Origin of the sequence: uncultured Ruegeria sp. (assembly GCF_947504215.1) — a bacterium.
Lineage (GTDB): Bacteria > Pseudomonadota > Alphaproteobacteria > Rhodobacterales > Rhodobacteraceae > Ruegeria.
Window position 1 is genome coordinate 218133 of record NZ_CANNGO010000006.1, and the last position, 20442, is coordinate 238574.

General features: G+C 56.7%; 19 protein-coding genes. 4 read left to right on the top strand and 15 right to left on the bottom strand.

What is annotated here, in order from left to right:
- Positions 1–26: 26 nt before the first annotated feature.
- The 5 genes from purQ to purC all read right to left on the bottom strand — a co-directional run bounded on the left by purQ (position 27) and on the right by purC (position 3678).
- Complete coding sequence (purQ, locus tag Q1B21_RS13420) at positions 27–695, bottom strand: phosphoribosylformylglycinamidine synthase subunit PurQ (protein WP_298935665.1); 669 nt, start codon at positions 693–695, stop codon at positions 27–29.
- A gap of 11 nt (positions 696–706) precedes the next feature.
- Positions 707–1750, bottom strand: coding sequence for a zinc-dependent alcohol dehydrogenase family protein (locus Q1B21_RS13425; protein WP_299890000.1), 1044 nt, complete (start codon positions 1748–1750; stop codon positions 707–709).
- Positions 1751–1754: 4 nt separating this feature from the next.
- On the bottom strand, positions 1755–1985 hold the full coding sequence (gene purS, locus Q1B21_RS13430) for a phosphoribosylformylglycinamidine synthase subunit PurS (protein ID WP_298935669.1): 231 nt from the start codon (positions 1983–1985) through the stop codon (positions 1755–1757).
- Between the two features lie 117 nt (positions 1986–2102).
- Complete coding sequence (locus Q1B21_RS13435) at positions 2103–2777, bottom strand: MarC family protein (RefSeq protein ID WP_299890002.1); 675 nt, start codon at positions 2775–2777, stop codon at positions 2103–2105.
- Positions 2778–2922: 145 nt separating this feature from the next.
- Positions 2923–3678 (bottom strand): phosphoribosylaminoimidazolesuccinocarboxamide synthase, encoded by a 756-nt coding sequence (gene purC / locus Q1B21_RS13440; protein WP_299890004.1) that lies wholly within the window; start codon positions 3676–3678, stop codon positions 2923–2925.
- A gap of 186 nt (positions 3679–3864) precedes the next feature.
- Between purC and Q1B21_RS13445 the strand changes: the two genes are divergently transcribed.
- Entirely contained in the window at positions 3865–4185 is a 321-nt protein-coding gene (locus tag Q1B21_RS13445) for a DUF1476 domain-containing protein (protein ID WP_298935675.1), read from the top strand.
- A gap of 123 nt (positions 4186–4308) precedes the next feature.
- On the top strand, positions 4309–5322 hold the full coding sequence (bmt, locus tag Q1B21_RS13450; protein ID WP_299890007.1) for a betaine--homocysteine S-methyltransferase: 1014 nt from the start codon (positions 4309–4311) through the stop codon (positions 5320–5322).
- A gap of 6 nt (positions 5323–5328) precedes the next feature.
- On the opposite strand, the gene Q1B21_RS13455 is transcribed toward bmt, so the two are convergent.
- The 10 genes from Q1B21_RS13455 to Q1B21_RS13500 form a co-directional block, all read right to left on the bottom strand.
- Complete coding sequence (locus Q1B21_RS13455) at positions 5329–6105, bottom strand: enoyl-CoA hydratase-related protein (RefSeq protein WP_299075126.1); 777 nt, start codon at positions 6103–6105, stop codon at positions 5329–5331.
- A 73-nt stretch (positions 6106–6178) separates the two neighbouring features.
- On the bottom strand, positions 6179–6634 hold the full coding sequence (locus Q1B21_RS13460; RefSeq protein WP_298935682.1) for a cytochrome c-type biogenesis protein: 456 nt from the start codon (positions 6632–6634) through the stop codon (positions 6179–6181).
- Positions 6631–8595: a heme lyase CcmF/NrfE family subunit gene (locus Q1B21_RS13465; protein WP_299890010.1), complete on the bottom strand. Its 1965-nt coding sequence runs from the start codon at positions 8593–8595 to the stop codon at positions 6631–6633. Before Q1B21_RS13465 ends, Q1B21_RS13460 begins: the two co-directional genes overlap by 4 nt.
- A gap of 74 nt (positions 8596–8669) precedes the next feature.
- Positions 8670–9248, bottom strand: a complete 579-nt coding sequence (locus tag Q1B21_RS13470) for a holin family protein (RefSeq protein WP_299890012.1) — start codon at positions 9246–9248, stop codon at positions 8670–8672.
- A complete protein-coding gene (locus tag Q1B21_RS13475) occupies positions 9239–9850 on the bottom strand; it encodes a holin-associated N-acetylmuramidase (protein WP_299890014.1) in 612 nt (203 codons plus the stop codon). Before Q1B21_RS13475 ends, Q1B21_RS13470 begins: the two co-directional genes overlap by 10 nt.
- A 118-nt stretch (positions 9851–9968) precedes the next feature.
- Positions 9969–10415, bottom strand: coding sequence for a cytochrome c maturation protein CcmE (gene ccmE / locus Q1B21_RS13480; RefSeq protein WP_299890016.1), 447 nt, complete (start codon positions 10413–10415; stop codon positions 9969–9971).
- A gap of 7 nt (positions 10416–10422) precedes the next feature.
- Positions 10423–11451, bottom strand: coding sequence for an N-acetyl-gamma-glutamyl-phosphate reductase (gene argC, locus Q1B21_RS13485; protein WP_299890018.1), 1029 nt, complete (start codon positions 11449–11451; stop codon positions 10423–10425).
- 94 nt (positions 11452–11545) lie between these two features.
- Positions 11546–12355, bottom strand: a complete 810-nt coding sequence (locus tag Q1B21_RS13490) for a glutamate racemase (protein WP_298935695.1) — start codon at positions 12353–12355, stop codon at positions 11546–11548.
- An 8-nt stretch (positions 12356–12363) separates the two neighbouring features.
- Entirely contained in the window at positions 12364–13242 is an 879-nt protein-coding gene (locus Q1B21_RS13495) for a lysophospholipid acyltransferase family protein (RefSeq protein WP_298935698.1), read from the bottom strand.
- Positions 13243–13320: 78 nt separating this feature from the next.
- On the bottom strand, positions 13321–16740 hold the full coding sequence (locus Q1B21_RS13500; protein ID WP_299890020.1) for an indolepyruvate ferredoxin oxidoreductase family protein: 3420 nt from the start codon (positions 16738–16740) through the stop codon (positions 13321–13323).
- A 169-nt stretch (positions 16741–16909) separates the two neighbouring features.
- On the opposite strand from Q1B21_RS13500, the gene Q1B21_RS13505 reads away from it, so the two are divergent.
- The gene (locus Q1B21_RS13505) at positions 16910–17818 is read left to right on the top strand and encodes a LysR family transcriptional regulator (protein WP_298935702.1); all 909 of its coding nucleotides are present in this window, start codon (positions 16910–16912) and stop codon (positions 17816–17818) included.
- A 278-nt stretch (positions 17819–18096) separates the two neighbouring features.
- Positions 18097–20361: a mechanosensitive ion channel family protein gene (locus Q1B21_RS13510; protein ID WP_299890023.1), complete on the top strand. Its 2265-nt coding sequence runs from the start codon at positions 18097–18099 to the stop codon at positions 20359–20361.
- Positions 20362–20442: the final 81 nt, after the last annotated feature.

Sequence of the window (20442 nt, forward strand, 5' to 3'; positions counted from 1 at the left end):
TACGCTTGGATCAGTCCGATCTCAAGTCACGCCGGTGCCAGAACACCTGACAATGCGCGGAACAGCGCCACCCCGTCGGTCCCGCCATGGCCTTCATCTGCCGCGCGCTCGGGATGGGGCATCATCCCGAGAACACGACGGTTTTCCGATAAAATGCCTGCGATATCCCCGGCCGAGCCGTTCGGATTCTCGGTATAGGTGAACGCGATCCGGTCTTGATCCTTCAGCGCGGACAACGTTGTGTCATCGGCGAAATAGTTTCCATCGTGATGAGCGATGGGAATACCGATCACGTCGCCGGCATTGTAGCCTTCGGTAAAGGCCGAGTTGCTGGTTTCCACTTTCAGACCAACAGTCTTGCAGATGTATTTCAGACCCGCATTGCGCAGTAGCGCGCCAGGCAGAATCCCGGTTTCGGTCAATATCTGAAACCCGTTGCAGACCCCAACCGCGTATCCACCGCGCTCGGTATGATCGACCACAGCCTTGCAAATCGGCGATTGTGCGGCAATTGCACCGCAGCGCAGATAGTCGCCATACGAGAATCCGCCGGGCACTCCTACAATGTCGATGCCTTCCGGCAATGCCGCGTCCTTGTGCCAGACCATATCGACCTGGAACCCAGCCTGTTCGAAGGCAACGGCAAGATCCCGGTCACAGTTCGAACCGGGGAATACGATGACGGCTGCGCGCATAGCGGACCCTCCTAAGAGACAAAATCAGTGACAACCGCGACGCCCGGAGGTGTCGGAGTATCAAAAGCGGCAAGCTCATCGCTCACCTGGTTCAGTGATATCTTTCGTGTCACCAGCGGGCTAAGGTCAACACCCCCACCCGAGATCAGTGACAAAAGTGATGGGTAACGCCAACTTGGCATTCCTCGTGTTCCATAAATGGACAGTTGTCCTGAATACAGAACATCCATCGGCAGTGACATCTGGGCGTGTTCTCCCGTTGGCATGCCGATCTGGACAAGACGCCCAAGTTTGCGCAAAGACCGCAGGGCCGACACGGTGGTGGTCTCAACCCCCAGGGCCTCGATTGCCACATGCGCGCCGCCGCCAGTGAGGTCTTTTATTGCCTCAGGTGCATTACACATGGCCGCATTAAGGACAGCGTCCGCACCAAGTGTTTTGGCATAGATCAGCTTGTCATCGTCGATATCGACGACGGCAACACGCGCGCCCAACGCCTTTCCGAGTAAGAGTGCCGAAACGCCAACACCGCCGCCACCAAAAACTGCCAGCCATTCGCCGCCTTGCAACTGCGCCCGCCCCACCAAAGCCTGCCAGGCTGTCGTCACGCGACATCCCAAGGCCGCCCCGATTTCCGGGGCCAGGGTTTCGGGCAAAACCGACAGGTTTGCGTCGGCATGAGCAACAGCGATGTATTCGGCGAATGCGCCGTCGCAGGTGAAACCGGGTACGATCTGATCCGCGCAAACGGTCTGATGACCCTGCGCACAATCGCCACACTGACCGCATGCCAGAATGAAGGGGGCAATCACCCTGTCCCCGACGCGCCACCGGGCAACCTGTGCTCCGACGGAAACAACCTCACCGCAATACTCGTGCCCCGGTGTAATGGGTAACGCTACATCAGGGTCCGAGCCTGACCAGGCATGCCAGTCCGACCGGCAAACACCGCACGCCAACACCCGAACAACAACGCCATGTGCGGCAGGTTCAGGGTCGGGAACGGTGCTTACCTCAAGTGGCTGGCGAAAGCTGGTGAGGCGCGCTGCCCGCATTGCTTCAGACCAGTTCGATTTCGTAGCGTTCGATTACGGTGTTGGCCAAAAGCTTTTCGCACATTTCGGTCACGTCTGCCTCGGTCGCGCCTTCGGTAAGCTCCAGGTCGATCACTTTGCCTTGCCGTACACCTTCGACCTGATCAAAGCCCATGGCGCCCAATGCGTGCCGCACCGCTTCGCCCTGCGGGTCCAACACCCCGTTCTTGAGCATCACATGCACCCGTGCTTTCATATTCGCAACTCCACCTGCGGGCCGCGCGTTTGGGCCCATTTCGTTGCGCGGGGGATAGCGCGCCTGATGCCATTGGACAACCCTGTTTACCGTGCGGTTTGCCGCAGCGGCCGAGCGCTACCCTTGCGCGCCCTGCCCGGTCGTCAAACCCGGATAGTGCGTGTCAATTGCGTTGAACACGCCGGTCAGAACCATTTCGACAGCAACAGCCACCAGCAAGATCGCCATGATACGGGTCAGAACATTGATCATCGTATCGCCAAGGAACCGCGAAATCTGATCTGCAAACAACAATCCCAGACCGACAATCGAGCACGCAATGACGACCGCTGAACCCAATGTCACAATTTCCGTACCGGGCGTTGCCTGATGTGAAAAGACAATGGTGATAGCGATTGTTCCCGGACCGATCGTCAGCGGTATGGCCAAAGGCACCACAGCAAAATTGAACTTACGTTCATGCCCATCCGCGACGGCCGCCTGATCTCCGAGAGGGCGATCCTCAGCATTCAGCATCGACATGCCAATCCCGAAGATAATGATCCCGCCCGCGATGCGAAACGACGGAACATCTATACCAAAAACAGCAAGAATTTCTTCTCCAATTAAAACGGCCGTCAACGCAATAACCGTGACAGAGGTCATGACAATCAGGGCAACGCGCCTTCGCTCGGGCGCCGAGCACCCCCGCGTCATACTCAGGAAAATCGGCATGTTGTAGAGCGGGTTGAAGATCGCAAGAACAGCGGCCAGGAATTTCAGAAAAACGGCCTGATCAAAGAATTCAGCCATGTATTGCGTCACCTTTTTTGCCAATCTTATCGGGCAAATGTCCCCTTGCACGTACTGATTACCAAATTAAGTGATCACGCGAACACAAAAAACGCCGCTTCTTTGGAAACGGCGCTTTTGAATTTGGGTCAGGTCTGCAATCGGATCAATTGATTAGTGTTGGCTTGGTCACGTTGCTTTTGGGCAAAACACCCAACCGGCGCGCGACCTCGGAATAGGCATCGGTCAGATTGCCCAAATCGCGGCGGAACACATCCTTGTCCAGCTTTTGGCCGGTTTCGATATCCCACAAACGGCAGCTATCGGGGCTGATTTCGTCGGCCACGATCAGGCGCTGGAAATCACCGTCATAGACGCGTCCGATTTCGATTTTAAAATCGACCAGGCGAATGCCAACTGCCAGCATCACACCGCTCATGAAATCATTCACGCGCAGCGCCAGGCTTAGGATATCGTCCATATCCTGCTGGCTGGCCCAGCCAAAGGCCGCGATATGCTCTTCCGAAACCAGCGGATCACCCAGGGAATCGTCTTTGTAGCAATACTCGATGATCGGGCGCGGCAGCTGCGTGCCTTCGGCAATACCCAAACGCTTGGACATCGATCCGGCAGCATAGTTGCGCACGATGATTTCCAACGGGATAATCTCGCAATTGCGCACCAACTGCTCTCGCATGTTCAAACGGCGGATAAAATGGGTCGGCACACCGATCTGGGTCAAGCCGGTCATGAAAAACTCGCTCAGACGGTTGTTCAGAACACCTTTGCCGTCGATCACGTCTTTCTTTTCGGCGTTGAACGCTGTGGCATCGTCCTTGAAGTACTGCACAATCGTGCCCGGTTCAGGGCCCTCATACAGAATCTTGGCTTTGCCTTCATAGATCTTCTTGCGACGCGCCATAAGCGACCTTTCCAGTCCTGGGTGAGTGAATGAGTCCCTCTCCGGTGGCGCCCTCATAGTCCAAGCCCCCCTTTCCCGCAAGTTCGCAAGACCGAGAGGCTTTGACTCAGCGCAAATACCTTGCACCTGCGGTCTCGTATAGTCATATCATCAGGAAAGAAGTTTAACCCAAGGGGTCCCCAACCAATGACCACATTTGACGAACGTGAAGCCGCGTTTGAAAACAAATTCGCACATGATGAAAAAATGCAGTTTATTGCCCGCATGCGCCGCAACCGATTTATGGCGGTTTGGGCTTCGGCGCTGAAGGGCGAAACCGTGGAACAAGCGCGTGCATACGGGCAGGTACTCGTTCACGCTGACCTTCAAAATGTCAGCGAAGACGATGTTGTCGAGGCTGTCAAAGGCTACTTGGGCGATCTGGCGGATGAAGCAAAAATTCGCGAAAAGATGCTCGAACTGCTGGTTGAAGCCAAAGAGCAAGTGATGGCAGAGGCCGAAGCCTGAGTCCTTAATTCTGGAACTCATGATCTTCATGAGTTTTATGAAATTGATTTGACGTCCCGGTCATGAGACACGGGGCGTCTCTGATTTAAAACGGCGTTTTGCGCCTATTTTTTGGAACATCCCATGACAAACGCCCTGAGCAAACTTCTGGAAACTGCGGACTCTATTTTGGCTGACGGTGCGACCGGGACCAATCTGTTTAATATGGGCTTACAATCCGGCGATGCGCCTGAACTTTGGAACGTGGACGCCCCCGACAAAATCCGGTCCTTGTACAAAGGATCCGTCGATGCGGGCAGCGATCTGTTTTTGACCAACACGTTTGGCGGCACCTCAGCCCGATTAAAACTGCATGACGCTCAGAACCGCGTCGCTGAACTGAATCGTGCCGGCGCCGAGCTTGGTCGCGACATCGCGGACAAGGCCGGTCGCCCGGTTGTGGTTGCCGGATCCGTCGGCCCAACCGGCGAGATCATGCAGCCCGTTGGCAGCCTGTCTCATGCCGAGGCTGTCGAGATGTTTCATGAACAAGCCGAGGCGCTGAAAGATGGCGGCGTCGATGTTCTTTGGGTTGAGACCATCAGCGCACCCGAAGAATTCCGCGCCGCAGCCGAGGCTTTTGCTCTTGCCGACATGCCATGGTGCGGCACGATGAGCTTTGATACCGCCGGGCGCACCATGATGGGTGTGACCTCGGCCGACCTGGCATTGCTGGTGGAAACGCTGCCCAACCCGCCGATCGCCTTTGGCGCCAACTGCGGCACCGGAGCGTCGGACATCTTGCGCACAGTGCTGGGCTTTGCCGCTCAGGGCACTGAACGCCCACTGATTTCAAAGGGCAATGCAGGCATTCCGAAATATGTCGATGGCCACATCCATTACGACGGCACCCCTGAACTTATGGCGCAATACGCGGCGATGGCCCGGGATTCCGGAGCCAAGATCATCGGCGGATGCTGCGGCACCATGCCTGCACATCTTGAGAAGATGCGCGAAGCCCTCGATTCAGTGCCGCGCGCAGATCGCCCAACTCTAGATCAGATCACCGATGCTTTGGGGCCATTTTCGTCGGCGTCCGACGGCACCGGTGACGATGCCGCCCCCGAGCGGCGCACGCGCCGCCGCCGTCGCGCTTAAACCGTATCAGCGCCCTTCAAATTTTGCGGGGCGCTTTTCCAAAAAGGCGACAACACCTTCCGAGAAATCGCGCGTGCGTCCGCAATTTCCCTGTAAGTGAGCTTCAGTCGCCAATTGCTGCGGCAACGTCTTTTCATAGGTCCCGCGCAACGCCTGTTTGATGGCACCAAAGCCTGCAGTCGGACCGCTGGCCAGATACGCGGCCCGCTTGCGCCAATGGGCGTCAAACGCATCATCTGCAATCGCCTCCCAGATCAGGCCCCATTCATCTGCCTGACGGGCGCTGATCTTGTCGGCAAACAGGGCCGCACCCATCGCTTTGGCCAGCCCCATCTGACGCGGCATGAACCAGGTGCCACCGGCGTCTGGCAGCAAGCCAATGCGCGCAAAAGCCTGAAGGAAATAGGCGCTTTCCGTCGCAATCACTACATCGGCACACAGCGCCAGATTGGCCCCGGCCCCTGCAGCAGGTCCGTTTACGGCGGCAATCGTTGGAACCGGGCAGTTGTGAATGGTCTCTAGCATCGGCTCATATTCGTCACGCAGCGACCGTTCCAGATCGATTTTGCCGGTGCTGGATGCATCCCCAAGGTCCTGACCTGAACAAAAGGCAGGACCCGCCCCTGTCAGCACAACGCACCGGGCGTCTTTGGCGGCTTGTTTCATCGCATGGGTGATCTCGGCCCGCATCTGAGTGGTCAGCGCGTTCATCTTGTCAGGACGGTTCAATGTCAGAACTGCCAACCCATCCGTGATGTCCAACAGGATCGTTTCGTATTCCATGGAAAGCCTCCCTCGCGCCGTGTTTTGCCGAACCCTGACGCATTCGCGCGTCAAGGAAAAGCGGAACCACGCGTCAGTCTTCGAGAATTTGGCGCAGGTGCTCTTTTTCCTCGTCACTCAGCGCGTCGTTATCACCAAGCTCATGGGCTTTGGATCGATTGCGCAGGAAGGTCCACCCCACGCCTGCCGCGATGAACAACATGATTGGCCCTGCCAGCCACAAAAACACGTTCGATCCGGACGTTGTTGGCTTCAACAACACATACTCACCGTAGCGGTCCACGATGAATGCAATCGCTTCCTCATCCGAGTCACCAGCCACCAGGCGTTCGCGCACCAACAGCCGCAGGTCTCGGGCAAGATCGGCGTTGCTTTCGTCGATGCTCTCGTTCCGGCACACAAGACACCGCAATCCGGTGCTCAGGTCGCGGGCCCGCTGCTCCAACACCGGGTCCTCAAGAACTTCGTCGGGCTGCACGGCAAAAAGTGGCGAGGCCATCAGCAGAAAGATCAGGACAAGACGCTTCATTCGGCAGGCACTCCGCCTGGCGCGGTTTTACGCGCCCCGGCTGCCACGCGGAAACGGCGGTCACACAAGCTGAAGACACCACCCAGTGCCATCATCAAGCACCCCGCCCATATCCAGTTGGCGAACGGTTTGATATAGGTGCGCATAACCCAGCCGCCATCCTGTTGCTGATCCCCGATCACCACATACAAATCCCGCGTAAACCGGTAGTCGATCGCTGCCTCGGTTGTCGGCATGCGCGCAACCGGATAATCGCGCTTCTCGGGCTGCAAGGTCGTCACCGGACGTCCGTTCCTTTCGACAAGCACATCGGCCATAGTCGAGAAGTAGTTCGGTCCCTGAACGCGGCGGACATCCTGCAATGTCAGAGTAAACTGCCCGACATCAAAAGGTTGATTGGGCTGCGCCACGCGAATGTCTTCGACCTCCCACGCCGTCAGGCCCGCAATGGCGAATATTGTGACGCCAAGACCGGTATGGGCGACAGCCTTACCCCAATCAGCGCCCGGCAGCCGCAACAACCGTTTTAGGTTGCCATTGCGCCCTGTGCGGCTCCAGAGATCGAAGATCGCACCGAAGGTGATCCAAGACCCCAGGAACACGCCAGCCGGTCCCAAAGCACTACGTCCGGTCTGCATAGCCCAAACCAGCAACGCCAGTGCCAGAGCCAGCCCAAAGATATACCGCAACGACCAGACGGCCCGTCTCAGGCGCCCTCGTTTCCAGGGCAACATCGCACCAATTGGCAGGACAAGGCCCAGCAGAACCATGAACGGGGTGAAGGCCGCGTTGAAAAACGGCGCTCCGACCGAAAGCTTCCGATCGAACGCCATCTCGGCCACCATTGGCCACATCGTGCCCACGAACACCACGAAACAGCTGACCGCAAGCAGCACATTGTTCACAATCAGTGCGCTTTCGCGGCTCACCATGCCAAACACGCCTTTGGCCTCCATCGCTTGGGCGCGCGCAGCAAACAACGTCAGCGCCCCGCCGATGAACACCACCAAGATCAGCAGGATAAAGATACCGCGTTCAGGGTCGGTCGCGAAGGCATGAACGGATGTCAGCAGGCCTGAACGCACAATGAATGTGCCGATCAGCGAAAACCCGAATGCGATTATGGCCAGCAAAATGGTCCAGCTTTTCAGCGACTCGCGTTTTTCCACTACGATAGCGGAATGCAGCAAAGCCGCCGCCAGCAACCACGGCATGAACGAGGCGTTCTCGACCGGGTCCCAGAACCAGAACCCGCCCCAACCCAGCTCATAGTAGGCCCACCACGATCCCAATGCGATTCCAATCGTGAGGAAGATCCAAGCCGCAAGGGTCCATGGTCGTACCCAACGACCCCACGCTGCGTCGACCCGGCCTTCGATCAGCGCGGCAACGGCAAAGCTGAACGCCATGCTCAGGCCCACATAGCCCAGATACAGAAACGGCGGATGGAAGGCCAAACCCGGGTCTTGCAACAATGGGTTCAGATCGCGCCCGTCAAACGGGGCAATGGCCAGCCGGTCAAACGGGTTCGAGGTGAACAGGATGAAGGCAAAGAACGCCACCGCTACCGAGGATTGCACCGCCAGAACGCGCGCCTTGAGCGTGGGTGGTAAACCGCCACCAAAGAATGCCGCCATAGCGCCGAACAAGGTCACGATCAGCACCCACAACAGCATCGAGCCTTCGTGGTTCCCCCATGTTCCACTGATCTTATAGAGCATTGGTTTCGCCGAGTGACTGTTTTCCACCACGATCCGCAGCGAGAAGTCCGAGGTGGTAAACGCCCAGACCAGTGCGCCAAAGGAAAATGCCGTCAGCAGGAACTGCGTGATTGCCGCCGGTTCCGCAAACAGCATCCAGCCATTCCAGCGCTTCGAGGCACCAATCAGCGGCACCACACTTTGCACGATGGCTACAAAAAAGGCGAGGATAAGGGCGAAGTGGCCAAACTCTGTGATCATGCGAAAGATATACTCCTGAGCGGACCCAAGCACCAATAACTTTCGCCTTATTCAGAGGCACATAGTGTCGCGGCTCATGCCTTGCGCAAGCGCCGCCAGTCCTCCAACGCGGGATTGGCGTCCGATTGACTGACCGCTATCGATAACCCGGCATCAGGGCCAGGATCTGCCACACCCGGACTGTCTGCCCGTAGTTTTCGCAAGGCTTCCAGATTGGCCATCACCGTCGGCGCGCGCAGCATCGTTGCCGAGATATCCCTTTGTAGATTCTGTATTTTAGCCTGATGGCGGGCACCAAAGTAGAAGGACACGATCACCCCTAGAAGCCACCACAGGGGCTCGGGCACCAGGGCTAGCCCCTGCATCCGCGCGGCAAACCATAAAGGATCGACCATGGCGGTGACAAACAAACCCAACGTGCCCAATGCAAGCGCAGGACGGGGCAAGCGGTTCAACCCATCCATGAAACGATCAAAGCCACCTTTGCGCGGGACCTGAAACTCGGCCCCGAACTGTGTCATGGCCTGAGTCTGAACCGCCAGCGCACGGTTACCCCCTGCCTCAGAGTTTTCCCGAAAGATTTCAGCAGTTTCCTGAACGACATTGCGCCCGCCGCCAAACAACAAAGCCAACACGCCCGAGATCAAGCCCATCCTGCGACCCTCCTTTGAAATTCGGCAGCTGTCATGTGGTATCGTGGCGACAAAAACTCCTCGGCGCGTTTGATCCAGCCACCTTTGCCCCCGGCCCGTGTGCGTGCGTATTTGCGTGACGCCGCCCGTCGATCCGCCAGCAGGAAATAGTAGTTCCTGCGCGCCACGCCATACGCATCGCGCAATGTTTTCGGATCCGGCTGCGCTGCGCGGTTACACGCCTGCACAGTTTGCGGGCCGATCATCCCATCCACCGAAATGTCGAACCGCATATCCCGCAGAAGGTTTTGGAGGATTCTGACGGCCTGCGCACCGGCATTTACATACATGTCGAACACCGACGCATGCAGCACCACAGGCAGGCGCGAGATATTTGGTTTCTCAAAGTAGTGTTGAACAAATATATCAACGGCTTGCCGGCGGGTTAGCGATCTGACATCAGCCTTCGTCACAACCCCGTCCCCGGTCAGATCCAGCCCCAGCCGTCGCATCGTATGGATTGTGACGCCAAACTTGGTCGCACCGCCCGGATCATCCGGATCATCCACAAACCCGCCTTCCCGCGCCACAATATCATTGGCGATCTGTCGAACTGCCTGCATGTCACACCCCTAAATCCCGATGCGTCAGACCATCCCGAACAGCAGTTAAGACCAGCACAAAACAAAGGGCGCTGCATGTCCAGAACACGCAACGCCCTAAAACCAATTGTATTGAACCTCAGCTCTCGCCGGGTTCTTTGTAGACGCCCTGCTCCTTCAGGGCATCCATCACCTCTTTCGGCATGTATGTTTCATCATGTTTGGCAAGTATTTCAGTAGCTTCAAAGATACCGTTCACGTAGCTTCCAGTGCCAACCATGCCTTGGTTTTCCGTGAACAGATCCGGCAGAACGCCAGTGAAGGCTACGGGAACGCTTTCCCCACCATCGGTCACGACAAACCGAACGGTTTCACCCTGACCCCGAACGATCGAGCCATCTTCGACCAGCCCACCGATACGAAACACCTCGGTTGGTGACGGTGGCTCTGCAATCACCTGACTGGGCGAGCGGAAAAAGTTGATCCCATCCCGCATCGCATAGCCAATCAACGCCGTCGACACCGTCAGGGCGACAACGGCCACCAGAATGACTTGTATACGGCGACGTTTCTTTAGCGTTTTCATACCGTCCTCATGGGAACAAAGGGGCCATCATCAGACCCTCGGTTTCATCCTCACCTAACATTAGGTTGGCGTTCTGCAAGGCTTGTCCACTGCTACCTTTTGTCAGATTATCCAGTGCCGCGACCACAATCGCGCGACGTTCGATCCGATCAGCAACAACCCCGATATGGCAGAAATTCGAGCCACGCACATGGTGCGTCGACGGCGTCTCACCCATCGGCAACATCTGGATGAAGGGTTCATCCTGATATGCCTTGGCCAGTGTTTCATAAACACTTTGTGGATCACCTTTGACGTAAGTCGTGGCCAAAATCCCCCGGTTGGCCGGAATCAGATGCGGCGTGAACTGTATGTGAACAGCCCGCCCTGCCAGTTTCGAAAATTCCTGATCGAACTCGCCCAAGTGCCTGTGGGTGCCCCCAAGCGCATAAGCGTTCGCGCCTTCGCTCATCTCGGCATGCAGCAGGTTTTCCTTCAATGACCGCCCGGCCCCGGACACGGCACATTTCAGGTCCAGAATGATGTCGTCCAGATCGATGACACCTGCCGTGATCAGCGGTCGCAGAACAAATTGCCCCGTTGCCGCGTTGCAACCCGTGCCAGCCACCAGACGCGTAACGCGGATTTCATCCCGGTAGAACTCGGTCAGGCCATAAACGGCCTCTTCTTGATGCTCGAGCGCGGTGTGTGGATTGCCATACCACTTTTCGTACTCGTCCGCCTCTTGCAGCCGGAAATCAGCCGACAGATCAACGATTTTCAAGGTCTTAGGCAGATCCCTGATCACTTCTTGGCTGGTTTTATGCGGCAATGCGCAAAAGCAAAGGTCGATCTGGGCAAAATCAATCTCGGAAATCTTGCATAGGTCCGGCAGGTCCATGTGGCGCAGATGCGGGAAAACCTGTGCCATCGTTAGGCCCGCCTTACGCTCAGCGGCCAACGCGACGATTTCCATGTTCGGGTGCTCGGCGATCAGCCGCACCAGTTCTGCCCCAGTGTAACCGGATGCGCCCAGAATTGCGATTTTATGGGTCATGTCAGACCTCTTACTTCAGTGTGTCACATATCACGACCGACGATGCGACGGTCTTCGACTTAAGGAAAGTTTCAGGCGCAGTCCTTGACCTAAGTCAGGCCGCCTCGAACGCGATTTGTCGTCGGAGAAACTGGGTTGCCCGGTCACTGACAAAGCTCGGCTTGCCCGTGGTTACAAAACCACCCGCGCCATCGCCCAGCATGTTGGGGTGCCGTTGCAAGTAGTCACCCAGGCTTTCGGCGACCAGATCGCCCTGGCTGAACACCTGAACATCTTGGCCAAGCGCCTTCTGGAACGCATCAGCCATCAACGGATAATGGGTACAGCCCAGAATGGCGGCCTGAGGCTCGGGCATTTTCCGTTTCAGCGCATCCACATGGCTCCGTACCAGCGCTTCGGCCAGGATCATGTCACCCTCTTCGATCGCGTCGACGACGCCCCCACAGGCCTGCGCCTCGACGTCCACACCTATGGCCCGAAACGCCAATTCACGCTGAAAAGCCCGGCTGGAAACGGTGGCAGGTGTCGCGAACAGAGCGACGTGTTTGACCGCAACCTCGCGCGGCGGGCTGTTGTCGCCCCATTGCCGCTCGGTCAGGGCCTCGATCAGGGGTACAAAGACACCCAAAACGCGCTTGCCCTCGGGCACGCCTTCTTCCTGCATCCGTCGTAGTGCCGCAGCGCTGGCGGTGTTGCACGCCAGAATCACCAGATTGCAGCCCCGCGCCCACAAATCCTGAACGGCTTTGCGGGTCAGCTGGTAAATATCATCTGCGTTGCGCACACCGTAGGGTGCGTGCGCATTGTCCGCATAATATAGAAAATCCACGTCCGGCAGATGTTTCTGCGCGGCGTTCAGGACGGTCAAACCGCCCAAACCGGAATCAAAGATGCCTACTGCCATTTGCCCCTTTAGGCGCGATGCCGTTCCTCGAATTCATAGCCGTAGTCATAGGACTTCAACGGCTTCGGAGACAGCTCATACGTGGCTTTGCGCAGGAAATCCATCATCTTGCGCGTATCCTTGCCCATAGGGTCCAGAACATCACGCTGTATGGGTTCGCCGATGACCACTTTGACGGGCGTATCGACGCGTTTTTTGAACTCTTTGATCAACAGACCCATCCGCAGAGTATTGTGCAAATGACTGGCAATCTGGAACAGGCGCGATGTGTGGCCGTCAAAAAACACAGGCACTACAGCTGCATCAGATTTGGCCACCATCCGCGCCGTAAACCCGCGCCAACCGGGATCCATCGGTTGCGAAAACGGCTTGACCGCGGTGCTGACCGTGCCACCGGGGAATACCCCCATCGCCCCGCCTTCGCCCAGATAGTTCAACGCAGTTTTCCGCGTCTCCAGGTTCAGCTTCATCGCCTCTTTTGTTTCGTCGAACGAGATCGGAAGGATAATGCGGTTCAGGTCCTCGGCTTTGCGGAACACACGGTTGGCTAAAATCCGGAAATCACCCCGCGTCTGAGACAGGATATGCCCCATCATCAAACCGTCCAGAATACCATAAGGGTGGTTGGCAATCAGGATCAGCGGACCATCCTTGGGAATATTGGACAATGACCCGCCGACCACGTCCAGCGTCAGCCCATAGCGTTCGACCATAACGGCCCAAAAATCCCGGCCCTTGGCGACCTCTCTCTCGTACCCATCCGCGCGCTTGATCAGACGCAGGCGACCGGTGGTGTTTTCCATCAGTTTGATGACCATCCGCCCGCCTTTGGTCGCGGCCGAATAAGAATAAGAAATGTCACGAACGACATGGCGGCGCGAGGGCATGCGGGTCTCCGGTTTGCTGCCTGCAGTATAAATGCAGGCAGCAATTTTGCCTAGATAACGTGACAAACTTGTGACGCGCTACTCGGCCGCCGCTCGTACTTCCGGGCCTCCACTGCGGATGGTCGCCAGCAATTCTTCGCGTCGTTTGGCCGCTTTTTCTTCATTCGCCATCAGAACCGGCCCGAAACCACGAATGTCCAATGGCAACCGGGCCAGAGCCACGACAGCATCATGTGTGTTCTGCGACAGCAAAGCCAGAACCTCTGTCATGTCTTTTTCGTATTGCCGGATCAAAGCGCGTTCCATTTTCCGCTCTGCTGAATATCCAAAGACATCAAGCGGCGTGCCACGCAAAGACTTCATCTTTGCCAAAAGCTTCAACGGGCCAAGCATCCATTCCCCAAACGCCCGTTTGCGCGGACGGCCATTTCCGCTGGTGCCACCAAAGATCGGTGGGGCCAGATGGAAGGTCATCTTGAAGTCACCATCAAACTCGGACGCGGCTTTGTCACGGCTTGTCAGCAACAGCCGGGCAACCTCGTATTCGTCCTTGTAGGACAGCAGCTTGTGATACCCTTTGGCCACGGCTTCGCGCACCGTCTCATCCGTCACCGAGTCCACCAGTTTGCGATACCTTTTCGCCAGTCGGGCGCTTTGATACGCGCTTAGGTGCTGTTCCCGGAACGCGATGATCTGGTCCAGCGTTTTGGGCAATTCGGTCACGGACGGCGACAGAATGGTCTTGACCTCATCTGGATGCAAAAGCGCCCAACGCCCAAGATCAAAAGCGCGTTTATTGCGCTCAACAGCAGTGCCGTTCAACTCCAGCGCGTGCAGAATGGCCTCGTGGCTAACCGGCAGGATGCCGCGCTGCCAGGCAGCGCCAAACACCATCATGTTCGAATAAATCGAATCCCCCATCAAAGCACGGGCCAGATCGGTCGCATCGAATACTGAAACCCCATCCTTCAACCGCGCCTGCAAAGCCAGTTCAAGCTGATCACTTGGGATGCGGAATTCGGTATCCCGGGTGAAATCGCCCGTCACTGTCTCGTGGTTGTTCACGACTGCGCCTGTTTGGCCCGTTCGCGTCAGACCCAGAGTCTTTGCCCCGGCCGAAACCACCAGATCGCCCCCGATCAGCGCATGCGCTTCGCCAGTTGCAACCCGAATGGCACTGATGTCTTCCGGGCGGTTGGCAATGCGGCAATGGATATGCACGGCGCCACCCTTCTGGGCCAACCCGGCCATCTCCATCATGCCTGCGCCCTTGCCATCAATCTGTGCGGCCTGCGCTAAGACGGCACCAAGTGTCACGACACCCGTACCGCCGACTCCAGTGATCACCACGTTATGCGTGCCCTTGATCTCGGGCAGCACTGGCATCGGCAGATCCGGTAGGTCGATTTCGGTGGTCGCCTCTTTGCGGATCTTCGCGCCTTCCAATGTCACAAAGGACGGGCAGAACCCGTTCACACAGGAAAAGTCCTTGTTGCAACTGGATTGGTCAATCGCCCGTTTGCGGCCCAGTTCCGTCTCCTTGGGAACGATCGAGACACAGTTCGACTGCACGCCACAATCGCCGCAACCCTCGCAAATCTCCGAGTTGATAAAGACGCGTTTGTCCGGGTCGGGGAATGTTCCTCGCTTGCGGCGACGACGCTTTTCGGCGGCACAGGTCTGAACATAAACAATGACCGAGGTGCCCTCGATCTCGCGAAACCGTTCCTGCACTTGCATCAATTCGGCGCGCTCAAAAGTTTCAACACTCGCTGGCAGCGCGGTGAAATTCACGTCTTCCTTTTCGTCATAGACCAATGCGACATCCTTGACGCCCATCGCCTTGACCTCGGCCACGATGCGCTCAGCGGTCAGGTCCCCTTCGTTATCCTGCCCCCCGGTCATTGCGACCGCGTCATTGAACAGGATCTTGAAAGTGATATTTGTGCCCGCCGATAATGCCGCCCGAATGGCCTGCACACCGGAATGGTTATAGGTTCCGTCGCCCAGATTCTGAAAAACGTGCTTGGTGGTCGAAAACGGCTCTTCCCCGATCCAGTTCGCACCTTCACCGCCCATCTGGGTAAAGCCTGTGGTGTTCCGGTCCATCCACTGCACCATGTAGTGGCAGCCGATCCCCGCGTAAGCCCGACTACCTTCCGGCACCTTGGTCGAGCTATTATGCGGACATCCCGAACAGAAATAGGGCAAACGGGTCGCGATCTCTTGGGCGTTATCCGCCCGGCGCGCCTCGGACAGTTTGGACAGCCCTGCCCTCACACCGTCTGTATCGCGCCCCTCTTCGATAAGGATGTCGCCCAGTTTCTCGGCAATCATAATCGGATCAAGTGCGCCCCGTGTCGGGAAAAGTTCTTCGCGGTGCAACGTCCCAGCACCGCCTTTGTACCAGCCATAAACCCGGCGGCCGCGCCGGTCATCAAATATCGCTTCTTTGACCTGAACTTCAATCAATTTGCGCTTTTCTTCCACGATAACAATAAGGTCCAGCCCCTCGGCCCAATCGTGGAACCCGGTCATATCCAACGGGAAGGTTTGACCAACCTTGTAAGTGGTGATCCCCAGCCGCTCGGCCTCGGCCTCATCAATATTGAGCAGAGACAAAGCATGGGTCAGGTCCAACCAGTTCTTGCCTGCCGCAACCAGACCGATTTTGGCGCCGGGTTCGCCCCAGACCCGCTTGTCCAGCTTGTTGGCGCGGGAAAATGTCTCGGCGGCGAACCGTTTGTAATCGATGATCCGCGCTTCTTGCAGATGCGGCGTGTCGCCCAGACGAATGTTCAGCCCACCCTCGGGCATGTCAAAATCTGGAACGGCAAGCTGCATCCGATCAGGGCTGCCATCCACGACCGAGGTCACCTCGATCGTGTCTTTCATCGTCTTGAGACCCACCCAAACCCCGGCAAACCGGCTGAGCGCGAAGCCGTAAATGCCGTAATCCAGAATTTCCTGCACACCAGCAGGGCTGACCACTGGCATATACATATCAACCAGTGACCATTCGGATTGATGCAACACGGTCGAGCTTTCGCCGGTATGGTCATCGCCCATCGCCATCAGCACACCACCATGTTGTGCCGTTCCAGCCATATTGGCGTGACGCATGACATCGCCGGACCGGTCGACGCCAGGGCCTTTGCCGTACCACAGGCCAAAGACGCCATCGAACCGGCCATCGCCACGCAAACCGGCCTGCTGGCTGCCCCAAAGGGCGGTCGCGGCCAAGTCTTCATTCAAACCGTATTGAAAGGTAACGTCGCTTTCCGCCAGTTGCTTCTGCGCGCGGGTCATTTGTAGATCCACCGCACCCAAAGGCGATCCGCGATACCCCGTCACCAGCCCCGCCGTGTTTAGCCCGGCCTGCCGGTCGCGCTCTTTCTGCATCAGCATCAAGCGTACCAGTGCCTGAGTACCGTTCAGAAGAACGGGGTTTTTAGTAAGATCGAACCGGTCGTTTAGCGAAATTTGTGGCTGACTCATCAAACGTCTCCCCTCGTCAGATCAGTGTGCTTCATCTTCGGGCATTTTAGGTCATATATTCTGACCTGCATAGAGGTTATCCCCTGAAAGGTAACGATTTCACTGTTTGAATGTGGAACTTGTTACCTATTTCATATAGGCCTTCCCGAGGATAACGAAAGTTGCGGCGATGGATTGGGACAAGCTTAGAATATTTCACGCGGTTGCAGACGCTGGCAGCCTGACGCACGCAGGCGACAAACTGAATCTGTCGCAATCCGCTGTCAGTCGTCAAATCCGCGCACTGGAAGAATCACTCGACGCGACCCTGTTTCACCGGCACGCGCGCGGCCTGATCCTGACTGAACAGGGCGAGCTATTATTCGATGCCACCTCTGCCATGTCCAAACGTTTGGACGCGGCAGCGGCCCGTATCCGCGACAGCGAGGAAGAGGTCTTTGGCGTTCTGCGCGTAACAACAACCTTCGGCTTTGGCACCCTGTGGCTGGCCCCTCGTCTGCCGAAACTTTATGAACAATATCCCGACCTCAACATTGATTTGATGCTGGAAGAGCGTGTGCTGGACCTGCCCATGCGCGAGGCGGACGTCGCCATTCGCATGAAAGAACCCAGCCAAGCCGATCTTGTCCGCAAGCGCCTGATGACGGTGCAGATGATGCTTTATGCCACGCAGGAATACATCGAAACCCACGGCGGTATGCTGGAAAACCTAGAAGACATCAAAAACCACCGTTTGATTTGTCAAACACCCGCCGCGCCGCAAGTCGGGGCCAGTGCATCGATGGTGGGGCACCTGATGACCTACAACCCCAGGTCACTATTGACCGTCAATAACTACTTCGGCGTTCTGCAAGGGGTTCTGCACAATCTGGGCATCGGCGTTCTGCCCGATTACGTAACCCAGGACTTCCCCCATCTTGTTCCCGTGCTGTCGGATATCGAAACTGCGGATGTGCCAGTTTATCTCGCCTATCCCGAGGAATTGCGCCAATCTCAGCGGGTTGCCGCGTTCCGGGATTTCGTTCAGGATGAAATCATCGCGCAGCGCAAGCAACTGAAGCAAATGGGAAAACTCTAGGTATGCAGCGATCGCATATCGGACATGCCTTAAAGTAAGGTTAAAACATCTTGAACGTTCACAAACTGACACCTAAATGAGCATTCGAAGGCGGTGATGCTGTAACGCTCATCATCTTCATACCTCCCTGTTGGACTACGGCCGAGCTTAGTGCTCGGCCTTTTTTTTGGCCTATCGCCTATTGCGTATCAATAGGCCGCTGAATCTTCTGGGAAAAACGCAGGCGCCCGCCTATGATCACGAAAAAAACCAATTTTTCGTGATCGAGGACAAAACCGATGTTCCACCCATTTCGCATGCTGATGGCGTTGCTGTCAGTGTTACTGCTTTCAGGGCCGCTACACGCGCAAGTGACCGGCACAACAGATTCAACCTCGAGTGTCAGTATCCCCGAGGACCTAACACCTGACCAAGTCGATGGTCTGGTGGCCCGGATGTCGGACGATCAGGTTCGTGCTATTCTGCTGGAACGCCTAGATGCCGTTGCCAAAACACAAGCAGCCGCACAGGAAGATCACGAAGATCCGCTGACCGAGATTAGTGAGATTTGGGCCGAGATGGTCACATCCTGGACCCAGGTCCTAAAGACTTTGCCAAATATCGTGAGCGCACAGCTTACTGCATTTGACAATTTCGCAACGACATTTGGATCAAGCGGTGTGTTTACACTCTTTGGGCTTATCCTGATGGTTCTGGTGGCCGGGTTCATCGCCGAAAAGCTGTTTGGCCTGCTCACCCGAAAGTGGCACGAACAGTCCGACGGTGAAGACGATGCCGATCTCTGGGGCGCAGTCCGATATCTGTTTCGTCGGTTCTGCCGTGAGATCGCCGGGCTGGTTGTTTTCTATGTCGTGATACGTGCACTTGGGCGTGGCCTGCTGACGACGGAACAAATTACTTACGCCGCGCCATTCGTATTCTACCTGATCTGGGTTCCGCGTTTGGGCGCCGCAGCTTCACGTTTCATACTTGCGCCTAACAAGCCACATTATCGGTTGGTGAATATTGACGATCACTGGGCAAAATACCTACACCGGAACCTGATCGGCCTGCTTCTTCTGATCGGTGTCACCTTGTTTGTCGTCCGGTTCAACGCGCTTAACGGCGTCACACCGGCGGACACCCGGATCGGTTTCTGGCTCAATGCTGCGATACACATCTATATTGGTGTGATCGCCTGGACGGCCCGAGAGGGCCTCTCTCAGATGATGCTGGGCACTGATCCTGACCACACCAAGTTCGATGAAGATGTGGCTCATTACTATCCCTACTTCGCGATCGGTGTTTCAGCGGTAATCTGGCTGCTTGTCGAGTTCCTGGTTGCTCAGCGTGATCCGTCGACCCGCGCCCTGCTGTCGAAGGGGCCGCACTTTACCACCATGTTCTGGCTGCTGATTGCGCCTGCGCTGGATACGCTCATTCGGGGTCTGGTACGTCACCTTCAGCCGCCCATGGCCGGTGAAGGTCCGCTGGCCGAACAAGCCTATCGGTCGACCAAACGTAGCTATATCCGAATTGGCCGGGTTCTGGCCGGGTTGTTTGTCGTCTTTATGATTTCACGAACCTGGGAGCTGGATCTGCGTCACGTCGCGTCGGCAGGTATCGGTGCCGAAGTTGGCGGAGCCGTCATCGAGTTCCTCCTGATCATAGCGGTCGGCTACATCATGAACGAAGTTGTTTCGCTGTGGATCAACCGCCGCCTTGCCAGAGAGCAAACGGCTGCTGAGGCACTTGATGAGGAAGCTGGCGGCGAAGGCGGCGGGGCTGGCGGATCGCGTCTGGCCACTGTTCTGCCGCTGCTACGCATTACCGCTCAGGTTACGATTGCCGTGATCTTTGGCCTATTAGCGTTGGGAGCCTTGGGCATCAACATTACGCCCCTGCTGGCCGGTGCCGGTGTTCTGGGTCTTGCTATCGGCTTCGGCGCACAGAAACTGGTGGCAGACATCGTTGGCGGCGTCTTCTTCCTGGTCGACGATGCATTTCGGGTTGGTGAATATGTTGATGTTGGCGGCACAATGGGTACGGTTGAAAAGATCTCGATCCGCTCGATGCAATTGCGACACCATCGCGGTGCGGTTCACACGATCCCCTATGGCGAGATTCAGAAGCTGACCAATTTCAGCCGCGACTGGGTGATTATGAAGCTCAAGTTCACCGTGCCGTTCGACACTGATCCAAACAAGGTCAAGAAGATCTTCAAGAAGATTGGCGCCGAGATGATGGCGGATGAAACCCACAAGGATGGCTTTCTGCAGCCCTTCAAATCGCAAGGTGTGTTCGACTTTGATGATGTAGGCATGATTATCCGCGGCAAGTTCATGGCCAAGCCCGGCAAACAATTCACGCTGCGCAAGGAGATCTTCAATCGGGTCAAGGCCGAGTTCAACGCCAACGGTATCGATTTTGCACGCCGCGAGGTCCGCGTTGCGATTCCAGGTCAGGAAGAGGCCGAGGAATTGACGCATGAACAAAAGTCCGCACTCGCCGCCGCAGCGGGTGACGCGGTTGCCCAACAGGTGCAAAAGGACCAGCAGAAATAGCGCGTCCAAAACCACTCTGAAACCGCACTTAGGGTGTAGACGAAGAGGCGCTATTGCGCCTCTTTGCGTTTGTGCAACACG

Excerpts from the sequence above, each read along its gene's own strand:
- purQ (WP_298935665.1), bottom strand. The coding sequence starts at position 695 with ATGCGCGCAGCCGTCATCGTATTCCCCGGTTCGAACTGTGACCGGGAT.
- Q1B21_RS13425 (WP_299890000.1), bottom strand. The coding sequence starts at position 1,750 with ATGCGGGCAGCGCGCCTCACCAGCTTTCGCCAGCCACTTGAGGTAAGC.
- purS (WP_298935669.1), bottom strand. The coding sequence starts at position 1,985 with ATGAAAGCACGGGTGCATGTGATGCTCAAGAACGGGGTGTTGGACCCG.
- Q1B21_RS13435 (WP_299890002.1), bottom strand. The coding sequence starts at position 2,777 with ATGGCTGAATTCTTTGATCAGGCCGTTTTTCTGAAATTCCTGGCCGCT.
- purC (WP_299890004.1), bottom strand. The coding sequence starts at position 3,678 with ATGGCGCGTCGCAAGAAGATCTATGAAGGCAAAGCCAAGATTCTGTAT.
- Q1B21_RS13445 (WP_298935675.1), top strand. The coding sequence starts at position 3,865 with ATGACCACATTTGACGAACGTGAAGCCGCGTTTGAAAACAAATTCGCA.
- bmt (WP_299890007.1), top strand. The coding sequence starts at position 4,309 with ATGACAAACGCCCTGAGCAAACTTCTGGAAACTGCGGACTCTATTTTG.
- Q1B21_RS13455 (WP_299075126.1), bottom strand. The coding sequence starts at position 6,105 with ATGGAATACGAAACGATCCTGTTGGACATCACGGATGGGTTGGCAGTT.
- Q1B21_RS13460 (WP_298935682.1), bottom strand. The coding sequence starts at position 6,634 with ATGAAGCGTCTTGTCCTGATCTTTCTGCTGATGGCCTCGCCACTTTTT.
- Q1B21_RS13465 (WP_299890010.1), bottom strand. The coding sequence starts at position 8,595 with ATGATCACAGAGTTTGGCCACTTCGCCCTTATCCTCGCCTTTTTTGTA.
- Q1B21_RS13470 (WP_299890012.1), bottom strand. The coding sequence starts at position 9,248 with ATGGGCTTGATCTCGGGCGTGTTGGCTTTGTTGTTTGGCGGCGGGCGC.
- Q1B21_RS13475 (WP_299890014.1), bottom strand. The coding sequence starts at position 9,850 with ATGCAGGCAGTTCGACAGATCGCCAATGATATTGTGGCGCGGGAAGGC.
- ccmE (WP_299890016.1), bottom strand. The coding sequence starts at position 10,415 with ATGAAAACGCTAAAGAAACGTCGCCGTATACAAGTCATTCTGGTGGCC.
- argC (WP_299890018.1), bottom strand. The coding sequence starts at position 11,451 with ATGACCCATAAAATCGCAATTCTGGGCGCATCCGGTTACACTGGGGCA.
- Q1B21_RS13490 (WP_298935695.1), bottom strand. The coding sequence starts at position 12,355 with ATGGCAGTAGGCATCTTTGATTCCGGTTTGGGCGGTTTGACCGTCCTG.
- Q1B21_RS13495 (WP_298935698.1), bottom strand. The coding sequence starts at position 13,242 with ATGCCCTCGCGCCGCCATGTCGTTCGTGACATTTCTTATTCTTATTCG.
- Q1B21_RS13500 (WP_299890020.1), bottom strand. The coding sequence starts at position 16,740 with ATGAGTCAGCCACAAATTTCGCTAAACGACCGGTTCGATCTTACTAAA.
- Q1B21_RS13505 (WP_298935702.1), top strand. The coding sequence starts at position 16,910 with ATGGATTGGGACAAGCTTAGAATATTTCACGCGGTTGCAGACGCTGGC.
- Q1B21_RS13510 (WP_299890023.1), top strand. The coding sequence starts at position 18,097 with ATGTTCCACCCATTTCGCATGCTGATGGCGTTGCTGTCAGTGTTACTG.